The following is a 15,365-nucleotide window of genomic DNA, read 5'->3' on the forward strand; positions in this document are numbered from 1 at the left end:
GAGCGGTAGTTCAGTTGGTTAGAATACCTGCCTGTCACGCAGGGGGTCGCGGGTTCGAGCCCCGTCCGTTCCGCCACCCTTTTAGGGGCGTAGTTCAATTGGTAGAGCACCGGTCTCCAAAACCGGGTGTTGGGAGTTCGAGTCTCTCCGCCCCTGCCAAATAAAAAATAATCCTTTGCTTCGGCAAAGGATTTTTTTTGTCCTGAAAATGTCTTTCTGTATCCTTTCTTTTTTCATTCACTTCTTTTTAGCAAAAAATCTTAACAAAAACGTAGATACGCTATTCAAAATAAACCCAGAATGGCCAGAGATCTTCCCATCTATAGCACTAAGCTATAAATCAACGATCCAGGCTTTGTTTATCTGCTGTGCTGAAATATAGCCAATGACCCAGGCTTTGTTGATCTCTGCTGTGCTGAGATAGGGTAAATAGTCATAAATTTGCTCAGCTGCTGCGCTGAACTATGAAATAACCAGAGACTTGTTTATCTGCTACGCTGAATAATGGCAGATGGCCAGAGACCTGACCATCTGCTGCGTTGAACTATCTGGATGGTCAGAGAGCTGACCATCTAATGCGTTGAACTATGGCGTATTGACCGGGAACTTCAGCAGCTGTCGGATATGCGCCTGCTGATCGCTGTTTTGTAACCAGACTGCATAAAGCGGCCTGACGGCGACAGGCGTATCGGGGATCACAATCAGATCCGCATATTCGCTGTGCCAGAGATCCGGTAAGAAAGCGCAGGCACCGGTTGTATGCAGCAGCTGACGCGTCAAATGAGCCGAGGTTGTCGTCAAGACCGGCACATCATCGGCACCTGCCAGGTAGCTCTCATGTTGATGAAAGTCCGCCCCCCATTCCAGCTTAATGTAGTCATATTTCTCACGTTTCTCCGATTTTCGCGAACGATAAAGCGTAAGAGAGATATGGCCAATTTGCTGACTGGTAAGCTCGTCCATTTTTGGCGCTTCGGTCGTAATGAGCAGATCGAGCTGACGCTCATGTAGCTGCTTCACCAGCAAATGTCGCTGGGCTACCCTTGCTTCAAGATGCAAATCTTCTCGGTTTTCATACAGCGTTTGCAGCCACGGCGTCAGATACGCCTCCCACAAGGACGCGCTGGCTCCGATGGAAAGCTCATGGTGCTGCTGCGTGTGGGCTACCTCTTTTTTCGCCATGATCCAGGTACTCATCAGGCTTTCGGCATAAGGGAGCAGCCGTTCACCTGCCGAGGTCAGACGAATGTTATTACGATGACGGGTAAAGAGGTTGACGCCAAGCTGGTTTTCCAACTGCCTGATACGAAAGCTAACGGCAGATTGCGTAAGGTAGAGCGCTTCAGCGGCACGTCCAAAGTGGCGAGTTCTGCTCACTTCAAGAAAGGTTTTTAATAATTCCGTATCCACATCCGTCTCCTGAAAATCATTTGTCGTCATGATTTAAATGTTTTGTTTTACACTCTGTCAAGCGTATCTAATACTCCGCGCCATAAATAGCACGGCCATAAAAGAGTTAGGAGCGTGTAAAATGGCGGAAAGCTTCGCAACAACGAATCGTTTTTTTGATAATAAACATTACCCGCGCGGTTTCTCGCGTCACGGTGATTTCACCATCAAAGAAGCTCAACTTCTTGAGCGTTATGGTTACGCTTTTAACGAGCTGGATTTGGCAAAGCGTGAACCGGCAACGGAAGAAGAGCGTCTGTTTATTGAGGTATGCCGTGGCATACGTGAGCCTCAAACCGAAGCCGAACGGGTTTGGTCAAAATATATGACGCGAATCAAGCGTCCCAAGCGTTTTCACACGCTTTCCGGCGGCAAGCCGCAGATGGAAGGTGTGGAAGACTATTCGGACAGCGATGATTAATGATAAAGGGGCTTCGGCCCCTTTATTGTCAGTGATAAACGCTTTTTTGCAAGGCAAAACCTTATTCCAGGCTCCTGAGCAGGTGAATTAACAACCTGTCGATAGCACGATAGCTTAAAGCCTCGTGTAAATGTTCCCGCTTAATGCTTTTCTCTTCCGCCAGATCGGCAATGGTGCGCGCAACTTTCAAAATGCGTTGCCAGGCTCGTACAGAAAGTCCCAGCTGGCTTAACACCTCTTCCAGCCACTTTGCGTCTTTACTCTCAATGTCACAGTGCTGACGGATTTCATGCGGTTTCAACATTCCGTTTATTGCTCCGGCACGCGCTTGCTGAATTTTCCTTGCTGACAGAACGCGTTGTCGTACCGTCGCGCTGGATTCACTTGTTGCAGGCTGGCTTAACGTACCCGGCGGTAAAAGCGGAACTTCCAGTGAAAGGTCAAAACGTTCGAGAAACGGGCCTGACAAGCGGCTCAAATAACGTAGCGTTTGCTGTGGAGTACTGCGATCGTGTCTGGCGCCCTGTTGACCTGTAGGGCTGGGGTTCATGGCCGCTATCAGCTGGAAACGTGCTGGCCAGGTTACTTTTGCCCGTGCGCGCGAGATAGAGATACTGCCAGATTCGACAGGTTCCCGTAAGGCATCCAGCGTCTTACGTTCAAACTCCGGTAATTCATCCAGAAACAGGATGCCGTTGTGGGCCAGCGATATCTCGCCAGGCTTAGGTAATGCTCCACCGCCGACCAGCGCATAGCGTGAAGAAGTATGATGAGGTGCACGGAAAGGCCGCTGACGCCACTGATGCTGAATAAGCGATGAGCTAACCACGCTGGCAATAGCGGCGCTCTCCAGCGCTTCATTGTCGCTTAACGGCGGTAACAACCCGGCAAGCCGCATGGCCAGCATCGTTTTTCCTGTGCCGGGCGGCCCGATTAACAGCAGGTTATGGCCGCCGGCGGCAGCCACTTCCAGCGCTCTTTTTGCCTGCTGCTGCCCGATAATTTCATTCAGGTCTTCAGGTGGGAAAAGGGGGGCGGCCGCGTTATAGCAAGCTTTTTCCAGCGGTGCCTGGCCGTTCAGAAAAGTACACACCTCCAGCAGACTGGTTGCCAGGTGGCTGTGCGCATGACGTACCAGACCAACCTCATCCCGATTATCGCAAGAGAGGATAAGCTCACGGTTAGCGTCGGCCGCGGCCATCGCTGCAGGGATCGCAGCCTGTACGCCCCGCAGAGCCCCCGTCAGCGCAAGTTCTCCCAGTAACTCATACTTCCCCAGTTTTTCTCCGGAAATTTGCTCTGAGGCCGCCAGAATCGCTATGGCAATAGGCAGATCGTATCGGCCGCCTTCCTTGGGTAAATCCGCAGGGGCGAGATTGACGGTAATGCGCCTGGCAGGGAAAGAAAAACCGCAGTTTATCAATGCGCTCCGCACACGCTCTCTGGCTTCTTTTACCGTTGTTTCCGGTAAGCCAACCAGCGTAAGCGCAGGCAGACCATTACTCAGATGAACCTCAACGGTGACCAGCGGCGCTTCTACGCCAATGGCGGCACGGGTGTAGGCTATAGATAACGACATAAAAACTCCTTTTGGCGTTATTTTGTCCGCTGGCGAATACAAATACGATGCCCCAATTTTTGTTTACGAAGACAGCTCGCAGAAAAATTGCTGGCGGCAACATTGTTGCGCATAATTTTTCGATGCATCTCGCAAGTTAAAGCAGCGGCGATAACCGGCATAAAACGTTACGTCGGGTGCGTAATGAATAATTTTCAGGATTTGGGTTATGGGTTGATTAATAAGTGCTTTTTAATTAATCATGGCTTGCGCCAAAAAATAAAATGATGAAAAAAGTTGAATGCGATCCGCTAACTGTGATAACTCTGTAGGCATTACTTCGAACAAGTGAATTTATCGAAACTAAATGAAAGCCCTTCTACGAGTCCTAAGCCTTGTCATTATCAACGTCGTCGTGATTATTATCACGCCGTGCGGGGCTACGCTCGGAGGAAGAAAGGCTTAAAAATCAAGCCTGATTTCAGAAGAACCCCCGCACCGAAAGGTCCGGGGGTTTTTTTTTGGCAGGGCTTCCAGTGTATTAACGACAGAGGAACAGAAGATGAACAGTAGAATAAAATGCTGTTGTTCCCAGCGAGAGGCGGGGAAATAACTATGAATGGTGCTCAGTGGGTGGTTCAGGCGTTGCGTGGGCAGGGGGTCGAGACGGTTTTCGGCTATCCGGGTGGTGCAATTATGCCCGTCTATGACGCGCTTTATGATGGCGGCGTCGAACACCTACTGTGCCGTCATGAGCAGGGCGCTGCTATGGCCGCCATTGGCTATGCCCGTTCTACCGGCAAGGTAGGCGTTTGCATCGCAACTTCTGGCCCTGGCGCGACCAATCTTATTACCGGCCTGGCGGATGCAATGATGGACTCCGTGCCGGTTGTGGCCATTACCGGCCAGGTTGCTGGCGGCCTGATCGGCACCGACGCCTTTCAGGAAATCGACGTGCTGGGTTTGTCATTGGCCTGCACTAAACACAGTTTCCTGGTGGGTTCTCTGGAAGAGCTGCCGGAAGTGATGGCTGAGGCTTTTGCCATTGCACAGTCTGGTCGTCCGGGCCCGGTTTTAATCGATATTCCTAAAGATATTCAGTTAGCCAGCGGCGATCTGACCGCGCATCTGCTGCCGGTTGAAGATGACGCAGAGCATCCTCATCAGGAGCTGCAGCAGGCGCGGGCTATGCTGGCCCAGGCCAAAAAGCCGGTACTGTATGTAGGCGGCGGCGTAGGTATGGCGAACGCCGTTGGCGCACTGCGCTCATTTGCCCGCGAAACGGGTATTCCTGTTGTCGCCACGCTGAAAGGCCTGGGCGCACCCGATCCTCAGGATGCCTGCTATCTGGGTATGCTGGGCATGCACGGTACTAAAGCGGCTAACTTCGCCGTGCAGCAGTGTGATTTGCTGATTGCCGTGGGCGCGCGTTTTGACGACCGCGTGACGGGTAAGCTTGATACATTCGCTCCCCACGCCAGCGTTATCCACATGGATATCGACCCGGCTGAACTCAATAAACTGCGCCAGGCGCATGTTGCCCTGCGCGGCGATCTCAATAAGTTATTACCCGACCTGTATCATCCAACAGACATTACTGCATGGCGCGACCACGTGCAGGCGCTGAAGGCGGATCACGGCTGGCGTTACGATCATCCGGGCGAAGCCATTTATGCGCCGCTGTTTTTAAAGCAGCTTTCCGATCGTAAACCTGCCAGCGCTGTAGTGACCACAGATGTTGGCCAGCACCAGATGTGGACGGCACAGCATGTAAGCTTTAACCAGCCGGAAGATTTCATTACTTCCAGCGGCCTGGGCACGATGGGCTTTGGGCTGCCAGCCGCCGTGGGTGCTCAGGTGGCGCGCCCTGACGATACGGTCATCTGCGTCTCGGGCGATGGCTCTTTTATGATGAACGTCCAGGAGCTGGGCACCATCAAGCGTAAGCAGCTGCCGCTGAAAATCGTGCTGCTGGACAACCAGCGCTTAGGCATGGTGCGCCAGTGGCAGCAGCTGTTCTTCTCAGAACGCTACAGCGAAACCAACCTGTCTGATAACCCGGATTTCCTGATGCTGGCACGCGCCTTTGACATTCCCGGCCAGCGCATTATGCGTAAAGATCAGGTAGAAGCCGCGCTGGACGCCATGTTGAACAGCAAAGGCCCTTATATGCTGCACGTGTCCATTGATGAATTAGAAAACGTCTGGCCGCTGGTGCCGCCGGGCGCCAGCAACGAAAATATGATGGAGAAAACCTCATGATGCAGCATCAGTTATCCATTGAGGCGCGTCCGCGTCCCGAAATCCTGGAGCGTATCCTGCGCGTCGTTCGCCATCGTGGCTTCCAGATTTGCGCCATGAATATGTCTTCTGGCGAAAACAGCGGCAATATTAATATTGAAATGACCGTTGCCAGCCAACGTCCGGTCGATTTACTGTCGACACAGTTAAGCAAGCTGATGGATGTAGCTACCGTTCATATCCAACACCAGACAACACAACAAATCCGCGCCTGAGCGCGAAAGGAAAGAAGAATGACGAAGAAAGCTGACTTTATCTGGTTCAATGGCGAGATGGTTAAGTGGGAAGAAGCGAAGGTAAGCGTCATGTCCCACGCGTTGCACTACGGCACCTCTGTATTTGAAGGCGTCCGCTGCTACGACTCGCACAAAGGCCCGGTAGTCTTCCGCCATCGTGAACACATGCAGCGCCTGCGCGACTCAGCAAAAATCTATCGTTTCCCGGTGACGCAAAGCGTCGATGACCTGATGGAAGCGTGCCGTGAAGTGCTGCGCGTCAACAAGCTGACCAGCGCTTATATTCGTCCGCTGGTGTTTGTCGGCGATGTTGGTCTGGGCGTGAACCCGCCGGACGGTTACAGCACTGACGTGATTATTGCCGCTTTCCCGTGGGGCGCTTACCTGGGCGCAGAAGCGCTGGAGCAAGGTATTGACGCGATGGTTTCTTCCTGGAACCGCGTAGCGCCAAATACGCTGCCAACGGCGGCGAAGGCGGGTGGTAACTATCTTTCCTCTCTGCTGGTGGGCAGCGAAGCGCGTCGTCACGGCTATCAGGAAGGCATCGCGCTGGATACGCAGGGTTATATCTCTGAAGGCGCGGGCGAAAACCTGTTTGAAGTGAAGGATGGCATTTTGTTTACGCCGCCGTTTACCTCTTCCGCGCTGCCGGGCATCACGCGTGACGCCATCATCAAGCTGGCGAAAGATATGGGTATCGAAGTCCGCGAGCAGGTGCTGTCCCGTGAATCGCTTTACCTGGCCGACGAAATCTTTATGTCCGGCACCGCAGCAGAAATCACGCCGGTACGCAGCGTAGACGGTATTCAGGTAGGTGAAGGTAAACGTGGTCCGGTGACAACGCGTATTCAGTCCGCCTTCTTTGGGCTGTTCACTGGCGAAACCGAAGACAAATGGGGCTGGTTAGATCCGGTAAACCCATAATAATGAAAATTGACGGGCGCCGTCTGGCGTCCGTATACCGTCTGATTCTGGAGTATGAGCATGCCTAAGTACCGTTCCGCCACTACCACCCATGGCCGTAATATGGCCGGTGCCCGCGCGCTGTGGCGCGCCACGGGAATGACCGATGACGATTTTGGTAAACCCATTATTGCCGTAGTGAACTCCTTTACGCAGTTTGTGCCGGGTCACGTCCATCTGCGCGATCTGGGCAAGCTGGTTGCCGAACAGATTGAAGCTTCCGGCGGCGTCGCCAAAGAGTTCAACACTATCGCCGTTGATGATGGCATCGCGATGGGGCACGGCGGCATGCTTTACTCTCTGCCTTCGCGCGAGCTGATTGCCGACTCGGTAGAGTACATGGTTAACGCCCACTGCGCGGATGCCATGGTCTGTATCTCTAACTGCGACAAAATCACGCCGGGCATGCTGATGGCCTCCCTGCGTTTGAATATTCCGGTGATCTTTGTTTCCGGCGGCCCAATGGAAGCCGGTAAAACCAAGCTTTCCGACAAAATCATCAAGCTGGATCTGGTCGATGCAATGATCCAGGGGGCGAACCCGAACGTCAGCGACGAAGACAGCGACAAAATCGAGCGCTCTGCCTGTCCTACCTGCGGTTCCTGTTCCGGTATGTTTACCGCGAACTCAATGAACTGCCTGACGGAAGCGCTGGGCCTGTCACAGCCGGGCAACGGCTCGCTGCTGGCGACGCATGCTGACCGTAAAGAGCTGTTCCTGAATGCCGGCAAGCGCATTGTCGAGCTGGCTAAACGCTATTACGAGCAGGATGACGAAAGCGCACTGCCGCGCAACATCGCCAGCAAAGCCGCTTTTGAAAACGCGATGACGCTGGATATCGCCATGGGCGGTTCAACCAATACCGTGCTGCACCTGTTAGCGGCAGCGCAGGAAGGCGAAATCGATTTCAATATGTCCGATATCGATCGCCTGTCACGCAAGGTGCCGCATCTGTGCAAGGTCGCGCCAAGCACGCCGAAATACCATATGGAAGATGTGCACCGTGCAGGCGGCGTTCTCGGCATTCTTGGCGAGCTGAACCGCGCGGGCCTGATGGACAACAGCGTCAAAAACGTGCTGAACCTGAGCCTGAACGAAACGCTGGAACAGTACGACATCATGCTGACCAAAGACGAAGCGGTGAAAAAGATGTTCCGTGCTGGCCCTGCCGGTATCCGTACTACCCAGGCTTTCTCGCAGGATACGCGCTGGGACACGCTGGATGACGACCGTCAGGAAGGCTGTATTCGTTCCCGCGAGTTCGCCTATAGCCAGGACGGCGGCCTTGCCATCCTGTACGGCAACATCGCCGAAGATGGCTGTATCGTTAAAACCGCTGGCGTGGAGAAAGAGATCCACAAATTCCGCGGGCCGGCCAAAGTGTATGAAAGCCAGGACGATGCGGTAACCGCTATTCTGGGCGGAAAAGTGGTTGCCGGTGACGTAGTGGTTATCCGCTACGAAGGGCCGAAAGGCGGGCCAGGCATGCAGGAAATGCTTTATCCAACCACCTATCTGAAATCGATGGGCCTGGGTAAAAGCTGTGCGCTGATTACTGATGGACGCTTCTCGGGCGGCACTTCAGGTCTTTCTATCGGTCACGCCTCTCCGGAAGCGGCCAGCGGCGGCACCATTGCGCTGGTAAAAGATGGCGACATGATCGACATCGATATTCCAAACCGCGGCATCAAGCTGGACGTGCCGGACAACGAGCTGCATGCCCGTCGTGAAGAGGAAGAGGCGCGTGGTGACGCGGCTTATACGCCTCATCATCGCGAGCGTCAGGTTTCCCTTGCTCTGCGTGCTTACGCCTTACTGGCAACCAGCGCGGACAAAGGCGCGGTACGTGATAAGAGCAAGCTGGGAGGCTAAAAAGAATGGCTGAGTCTCAACCGCTACCCGCCGAGCCTTGCGGCGCGGAATATCTACGAGCCGTGCTTCGTTCGCCGGTTTACGAGGTCGCACAGGTGACGCCTTTGCAAAAGATGGAGAAAATCTCTTCTCGTCTGGGCAATACGGTGCTGGTTAAACGTGAAGATCGCCAGCCGGTGCACAGCTTCAAGGTGCGCGGTGCCTATGCGATGATCGCTTCGCTGAACGAAGAGCAAAAAGCCAACGGCGTAGTCACCGCTTCGGCAGGCAACCATGCTCAGGGCGTCGCGCTGTCGGCAACCCGGCTGGGAATTAAATCGCTGATCGTGATGCCGCTGGCGACGGCAGACATCAAAGTGGAAGCCGTGCGGGCGTTTGGCGGTGAGGCTTATCTGTTTGGCGCTAACTTTGACGAAGCCAAAGCGAAAGCGCTCGAGCTGGCGGAGCAAAAGGGCTACACCTTTGTGCCGCCGTTCGATCATCCGATGGTCATCGCGGGCCAGGGAACGCTGGCGATGGAGCTGCTGCAGCAGGATGCGCATCTCGATCGCATTTTTGTGCCCGTGGGCGGCGGCGGCCTGGCGGCTGGCGTGGCGGTGCTGATCAAACAGCTGATGCCACAAATAAAAGTTATCGCCGTTGAGGCGGAGGATTCAGCCTGTCTGAAAGCCGCGCTGGAAGCGGGTGAACCGGTCGATCTGCCGCGCGTGGGGCTGTTTGCCGAAGGCGTGGCGGTAAAACGCATCGGCAGCGAAACCTTTCGGCTTTGCCGGGAATATCTGGATGACATCATCACCGTAGACAGCGATGCCATCTGTGCGGCAATGAAAGACCTGTTTGAAGATGTGCGCGCCGTTGCGGAGCCTTCTGGCGCACTGGCGCTGGCCGGGATGAAAAAGTATATCCAGCAGCATCAGATCAAGGGTGAACGTCTGGCGCATGTTCTTTCTGGCGCTAACGTTAACTTCCACGGTTTACGCTATGTTTCCGAACGCTGCGAACTGGGCGAACAGCGTGAAGCGCTGCTGGCGGTAACTATTCCGGAACAAAAAGGCAGCTTTCTGAAGTTCTGTCAGCTGCTGGGCGGTCGCTCGGTCACCGAGTTCAACTATCGCTTCGCTAATCCCGATAACGCCTGCATTTTTGTCGGCGTCCGGCTGACGCGTGGCCTGGAAGAACGCAGTGAAATATTGCAGCTGCTGGATGAAGGCGGCTATAAGGTGGTCGATCTTTCCGATGATGAAATGGCAAAGCTGCACGTGCGCTATATGGTTGGCGGTCGTCCATCTAAACCGCTGCGCGAGCGCCTGTACAGCTTTGAGTTTCCGGAAGCGCCCGGCGCGCTGCTGCGCTTTTTGCAGACGCTGGGCACGCACTGGAACATTACGCTGTTTCATTACCGCAGCCACGGCACCGACTATGGCCGCGTGCTGGCAGGATTCGAACTGAGCGACAGCGAGCCGCAGTTTGAAGAACACCTGACCGCGCTGGGCTACGATTTTCACAACGAAACCGCTAACCCGGCTTTCAGCTTCTTCCTGGCCGGTTAAAGCAGGCTCCAGAACGCATCAATCAGCGGCTCGTTGAGCCGCTTTCTTTGCACGCAAACGCCCAGCTCCAGCGGGGCGACAATATCAATGTTTTCCAGTTCCAGAATACGGTTACGGATTGGCTCCGGGCTGTTCTCCAGCACCACATCGGGGATCAGCGCGATGCCACAGCCTAAAGCTACCATCGACACAATCGCCTCATGTCCGCCCACGGTGGCATAAATCAGCGGACTGGCAATGCGGCGGCGGCGAAACCATAAATCGATACGCTGCCGGGTTGGCCCTTGATCGGGCAGGATAAATGGAATCTGCGTCCAGTCGGGTTCGGGCTGGCTGGCCTGGCTACGTACCGGACAGGGCAGCGCGGGCGCAATCAGCACCAGCGGGATCGGGCCAAGCGCAGTAAAATCAATACTGGCAGGCAGCGTTTCCGGTCGTCCGGCGATAGCGATATCGGCCTCGGCGCTTTGCACTTTTTCCACCGCATCGGCGGGATCGCCCGTGGTTAGCTTGATCTCCACCAGCGGATGCTCTGCGCGAAAACGATCAAGGATTGGCGGTAAATGACTGTAGGCGGCGGTCACCGAGCAAAACAGGCGTAGTTCGCCGCTCAGCGACGGACCATGCTGACCGATAGCGTGGCGCAGCTGCTGATACTGCAACAGCGTTTGCTGGGCGAACTGCCGCAGCTGCTCTCCGGCATCGGTCAGCGTAACGGTGCGGTTATCGCGTAGAAACAGCGTCTGGCCAAGATCTTCCTCCAGCCGCTGAATCTGGCGGGAAAGCGTGGAGGGACTCACGTGCATGGCTCGCGCGCTGCGGCCAAAATGGCGGCTTTCGGCCAGGTGAAGAAAAAGTTTTAGATCGCGTAAATCCATGCGCTTCAGGCCTCATTTTAGCGTTGCAGTAATTGCAATATGACGTTGTTAATATATCAATTTAAGCAATGCATTTCCTGTCATAAGATGGGAATCAAGAGGGTGATACACATCACCGACAAATAAAAGACGAACACAACCTCAGGAGTTACCATGGCTAACTATTTCAATACTTTGAACCTGCGCAACCAGTTAGCGCAATTAGGTAAATGCCGCTTTATGGCGCGCGATGAATTTGCGGATGAAGCAAGCTACCTGAAAGGCAAAAAGGTCGTCATCGTTGGCTGTGGCGCTCAGGGCCTGAACCAGGGTCTGAATATGCGTGATTCTGGCCTGGATATCGCTTATGCACTGCGCGCCGAGGCGATTGCAGAGAAGCGTGCTTCATGGCGTAAAGCGACTGAAAACGGTTTTAAAGTAGGCACCTACGAAGAACTGATCCCGCAGGCCGATCTGGTGGTTAACCTGACTCCGGACAAGCAGCACACCTCGGTAGTACGTGCAGTCCAGCCGCTGATGAAAGATGGCGCCGCGCTGGGCTATTCGCACGGTTTTAACATCGTGGAAGTGGGCGAACAAATTCGTAAAGACATCACCGTAGTGATGGTTGCGCCAAAATGTCCGGGTACGGAAGTGCGTGAAGAGTACAAGCGTGGTTTTGGCGTGCCGACGCTGATTGCCGTGCACCCGGAAAACAATCCGAAAGGCGAAGGCATGGCGATTGCCAAAGCCTGGGCAGCTGCAACCGGCGGCCATCGTGCTGGCGTGCTGGAATCCTCTTTCGTGGCGGAAGTGAAATCTGACCTGATGGGCGAGCAGACCATCCTGTGCGGTATGCTGCAGGCCGGTTCGCTGCTGTGTTTCGACAAGCTGGTGGCTGAGGGTACCGATCCGGCTTACGCGGAAAAACTGATTCAGTTCGGCTGGGAAACCGTGACCGAAGCGCTGAAGCAGGGCGGCATCACGCTGATGATGGACCGTCTGTCTAACCCGGCTAAAGTCCGCGCTTTTGAGCTGTCCGAGCAGCTGAAAACCATTATGGCGCCGCTGTTCCAGAAGCACATGGACGACATCATCTCCGGCGAGTTCTCTTCCGGCATGATGGCTGACTGGGCCAACGACGACAAAAAACTGCTGGGCTGGCGTGAAGAGACCGGGAAAACCGCTTTTGAAACCGCGCCGCAGTTTGAAGGTAAAATCGCCGAGCAGGACTACTTCGATCAGGGCGTGCTGATGATCGCAATGGTCAAAGCAGGCGTTGAGCTGGCGTTTGAAACCATGGTGGATGCAGGCATTATTGAAGAGTCTGCCTACTACGAGTCGCTGCACGAGCTGCCGCTGATTGCCAACACCATCGCACGTAAGCGCCTGTATGAAATGAACGTGGTTATCTCTGATACTGCCGAATACGGTAACTACCTGTTCTCTTACGCGGCCGTTCCGCTGCTGAAAGAGTTTATGACCACCTTGCAGGCAGGCGATCTGGGCAAGGCGGCGACAGCTTCCGCTTCCGTCGATAACGCACAGCTGCGCGACGTTAATGAAGCTATCCGTAACCATCCTATCGAATCCGTTGGCCGCAAGCTGCGTGGCTATATGACCGATATGAAACGTATTGCAGTAGCTGGCTAAGATAAGAAGCGCGGGCTGGCCCGCGCTTTAACGTTTGCAGGCGCGGGGGAAATCCCGCGCTTTTTTTATGCCGCTACCGTGACCGGGACAATTATCCCCTGGCGGTCGTTAGTTACGGTACAGAACCTTAATGATGTGGTAGCCAAACTGCGTATGCAGCGGGCCGTAAGGCGTGATAAGCGGGCAGGAAAACACCACTTTATCGAAAGCCGGCACCATGGCGCCCTGTTTAAACTCGCCTAAATGGCCGCCTTTTTTACCTGACGGACAAATGGAGTGCTTTTTGGCCAGCTTTTCAAAATCTGCGCCTTGCTCCAGCTGTGCCAGAATTTCCTGCGCCTGTTTCTCTTCCTTTACAAGGATATGGAGTGCTGCTGCGGTTTTTGCCATGATCGTACCTTGAGTCGTATGGATGCTGCTGGCTATACTACCACGCTGTGATTTCTTTCCCTCTGTCATTTCATCGAGTAAAACCCTATGCGTCTTAATCCTGGTCAGCAACACGCCGTCGAATTTGTCACCGGGCCTTGTCTGGTGCTGGCCGGTGCAGGCTCGGGCAAAACGCGTGTTATTACCAATAAAATTGCTCACCTGATCCGCGAATGCGGCTATCAGGCTCGCCATATTGCGGCGGTGACGTTTACCAATAAAGCCTCGCGCGAAATGAAAGAGCGCGTGGCGCAAACCCTGGGACGTAAAGAAGCGCGCGGCCTGATGATTTCTACCTTCCACACGCTGGGGCTGGAAATCATCAAGCGTGAATATGCCGCGCTGGGAATGAAATCAAATTTTTCCCTGTTTGACGACCAGGATCAGCTGGCGTTGCTTAAAGAGTTGACCGAGCAGTGGCTGGAAAACGATAAAAACCTGTTACAGCAGCTGGTCTCGACGATCTCTAACTGGAAAAACGATCTGCTGGATCCTGGCCGCGCAGCGGCGGGAGCCACGTCCGAACGCGACAAGATTTTTGCGCACTGTTACGGACTTTATGACCAGCATCTGAAAGCCTGTAACGTACTGGACTTTGACGATTTAATCCTGCTGCCGACGCTGCTTTTCCAGCGCAATCTGGAAGTGCGCGAGCGCTGGCAGCAGCGTATCCGCTATCTGCTGGTGGATGAATACCAGGATACCAACACCAGCCAGTATGAGCTGGTTAAACTGCTGGTCGGCGCTCGCGCCCGTTTCACCGTGGTAGGTGATGACGATCAGTCAATCTACTCCTGGCGTGGCGCGCGGCCGCAAAACCTGGTGCTGCTAAAGGAAGATTTTCCGGCGCTGCAGGTGATAAAGCTGGAGCAAAACTACCGTTCGTCGGAACGTATTCTGAAAGCGGCCAATATCCTGATCGCCAACAATCCGCACGTTTTCGAAAAACGGCTCTTTTCAGAGCTGGGCTACGGCGCGGAGCTAAAAGTGGTCACGGCCAACCATGAAGATCATGAAGCCGAAAGGGTAACGGGCGAACTGATAGCGCATCACTTCATTAATAAAACGCAGTACAAAGATTACGCCATTCTTTACCGGGGCAACCATCAGTCGCGCGTTTTTGAAAAAATGCTGATGCAAAACCGGATCCCCTATCGGATTTCTGGCGGAACCTCATTTTTCTCGCGTCCGGAAATCAAAGATTTACTCGCCTATCTGCGCGTACTGACCAATCCCAACGACGACAGCGCCTTTATGCGCATCGTCAATACGCCAAAGCGTGAAATCGGGCCAGCCACGCTGCAAAAGCTGGGCGAGTGGGCAATGCAGCGCAACAAGAGCCTGTTTACCGCCAGCTTCGATATGGGGCTGGGACAGACGCTGACCGGACGCGGGCTGGAATCGCTACAGCGTTTCACCTTCTGGCTGCAGGAAATTGCCGTGCTGGCAGAGCGTGAACCGATTGCCGCAGTACGCGATTTAATTCGCGGTATCGATTATGAGAGCTGGCTGTTTGAAACTTCCGCCAGCCCGAAAGCCGCCGAAATGCGGATGAAAAACGTCAATATGCTCTTTCAGTGGATGACGGAAATGCTGGAAGGCAGCGATATCGACGAGCCGATGACGCTGACGCAGGTGGTGACGCGCTTTACGCTGCGCGACATGATGGAACGCGGCGAAAGCGAGGAAGATATGGATCAGGTCCAGCTCATGACGCTGCACGCTTCGAAAGGGCTGGAGTTTCCTTACGTTTATCTTGTCGGCATGGAAGAAGGGCTGTTGCCGCACCAGAGCAGCATTGACGAAAACAACGTAGAAGAAGAGCGCCGGCTGGCATACGTGGGGATCACGCGGGCGCAGAAGGAGCTGACGTTTACGCTGTGCCGCGAACGGCGCCAGTATGGCGAAGTTATTCGACCAGAGCCGAGTCGTTTTTTGCTGGAGCTGCCGCAGGACGATCTGAACTGGGAAACCGAGCGCAAAGTAGTTAGCCCGGAACAGCGGATGCAAACGGGGCAGAGCCGCGTGGCCGGATTAAGGGCGATGCTGGATAAGGCAAAAAGCACCGGGTAATAA

13 protein-coding genes and 1 tRNA gene are annotated in these 15,365 nt (G+C 54.4%); 10 read left to right on the forward strand and 4 right to left on the reverse strand.

What is annotated here, in order from left to right:
* The first annotated feature begins 83 nt into the window (after positions 1–83).
* Positions 84–159: transfer RNA gene (locus KUE00_RS21295), tRNA-Trp, on the forward strand.
* A gap of 426 nt (positions 160–585) precedes the next feature.
* Here KUE00_RS21295 and hdfR read toward each other — a convergent pair.
* Positions 586–1,410: an HTH-type transcriptional regulator HdfR gene (gene hdfR / locus KUE00_RS21300; protein ID WP_246762428.1), complete on the reverse strand. Its 825-nt coding sequence runs from the start codon at positions 1,408–1,410 to the stop codon at positions 586–588.
* A gap of 121 nt (positions 1,411–1,531) precedes the next feature.
* Here hdfR and KUE00_RS21305 point away from each other — a divergent pair, with 121 nt between their 5' ends.
* Positions 1,532–1,870 (forward strand): MaoP family protein, encoded by a 339-nt coding sequence (locus KUE00_RS21305; protein ID WP_246762429.1) that lies wholly within the window; start codon positions 1,532–1,534, stop codon positions 1,868–1,870.
* Positions 1,871–1,931: 61 nt separating this feature from the next.
* On the opposite strand, the gene KUE00_RS21310 is transcribed toward KUE00_RS21305, so the two are convergent.
* On the reverse strand, positions 1,932–3,449 hold the full coding sequence (locus KUE00_RS21310; protein WP_246762431.1) for a YifB family Mg chelatase-like AAA ATPase: 1,518 nt from the start codon (positions 3,447–3,449) through the stop codon (positions 1,932–1,934).
* 346 nt (positions 3,450–3,795) lie between these two features.
* Between KUE00_RS21310 and KUE00_RS21315 the strand changes: the two genes are divergently transcribed.
* From KUE00_RS21315 to ilvA, 6 genes are all read left to right on the forward strand, one after another.
* Positions 3,796–3,894, forward strand: coding sequence for an IlvGEDA operon leader peptide (locus tag KUE00_RS21315; RefSeq protein WP_125290746.1), 99 nt, complete (start codon positions 3,796–3,798; stop codon positions 3,892–3,894).
* Positions 3,895–4,043: 149 nt separating this feature from the next.
* Entirely contained in the window at positions 4,044–5,690 is a 1,647-nt protein-coding gene (ilvG, locus tag KUE00_RS21320) for an acetolactate synthase 2 catalytic subunit (RefSeq protein ID WP_246762445.1), read from the forward strand.
* Positions 5,687–5,944: an acetolactate synthase 2 small subunit gene (ilvM, locus tag KUE00_RS21325; protein ID WP_246762446.1), complete on the forward strand. Its 258-nt coding sequence runs from the start codon at positions 5,687–5,689 to the stop codon at positions 5,942–5,944. The genes ilvG and ilvM overlap by 4 nt, the downstream gene beginning before the upstream one ends.
* Before the next feature lie 18 nt (positions 5,945–5,962).
* Complete coding sequence (locus KUE00_RS21330; protein ID WP_246762447.1) at positions 5,963–6,889, forward strand: branched-chain amino acid transaminase; 927 nt, start codon at positions 5,963–5,965, stop codon at positions 6,887–6,889.
* 60 nt (positions 6,890–6,949) lie between these two features.
* The gene (gene ilvD, locus KUE00_RS21335) at positions 6,950–8,800 is read left to right on the forward strand and encodes a dihydroxy-acid dehydratase (RefSeq protein ID WP_246762449.1); all 1,851 of its coding nucleotides are present in this window, start codon (positions 6,950–6,952) and stop codon (positions 8,798–8,800) included.
* Positions 8,801–8,805: 5 nt separating this feature from the next.
* The gene (gene ilvA, locus KUE00_RS21340; protein ID WP_246762456.1) at positions 8,806–10,350 is read left to right on the forward strand and encodes a threonine ammonia-lyase, biosynthetic; all 1,545 of its coding nucleotides are present in this window, start codon (positions 8,806–8,808) and stop codon (positions 10,348–10,350) included.
* Here ilvA and ilvY read toward each other — a convergent pair.
* Positions 10,347–11,228: an HTH-type transcriptional activator IlvY gene (gene ilvY, locus KUE00_RS21345; protein WP_246762457.1), complete on the reverse strand. Its 882-nt coding sequence runs from the start codon at positions 11,226–11,228 to the stop codon at positions 10,347–10,349. The two genes, ilvA and ilvY, sit on opposite strands and share 4 nt — an antisense overlap.
* 153 nt (positions 11,229–11,381) lie before the next feature.
* Here ilvY and ilvC point away from each other — a divergent pair, with 153 nt between their 5' ends.
* Positions 11,382–12,860, forward strand: a complete 1,479-nt coding sequence (gene ilvC / locus KUE00_RS21350) for a ketol-acid reductoisomerase (RefSeq protein WP_246762459.1) — start codon at positions 11,382–11,384, stop codon at positions 12,858–12,860.
* Positions 12,861–12,968: 108 nt separating this feature from the next.
* Here the strand turns inward: ilvC and ppiC are convergent, their stop codons facing one another.
* On the reverse strand, positions 12,969–13,250 hold the full coding sequence (ppiC, locus tag KUE00_RS21355; protein WP_246762461.1) for a peptidylprolyl isomerase PpiC: 282 nt from the start codon (positions 13,248–13,250) through the stop codon (positions 12,969–12,971).
* Positions 13,251–13,337: 87 nt separating this feature from the next.
* Here ppiC and rep point away from each other — a divergent pair, with 87 nt between their 5' ends.
* Positions 13,338–15,362: a DNA helicase Rep gene (gene rep, locus KUE00_RS21360; protein ID WP_246762463.1), complete on the forward strand. Its 2,025-nt coding sequence runs from the start codon at positions 13,338–13,340 to the stop codon at positions 15,360–15,362.
* Positions 15,363–15,365 lie beyond the last annotated feature (3 nt).

Origin of the sequence: Erwinia phyllosphaerae (genome assembly GCF_019132875.1) — a bacterium.
GTDB lineage: Bacteria > Pseudomonadota > Gammaproteobacteria > Enterobacterales > Enterobacteriaceae > Erwinia > Erwinia phyllosphaerae.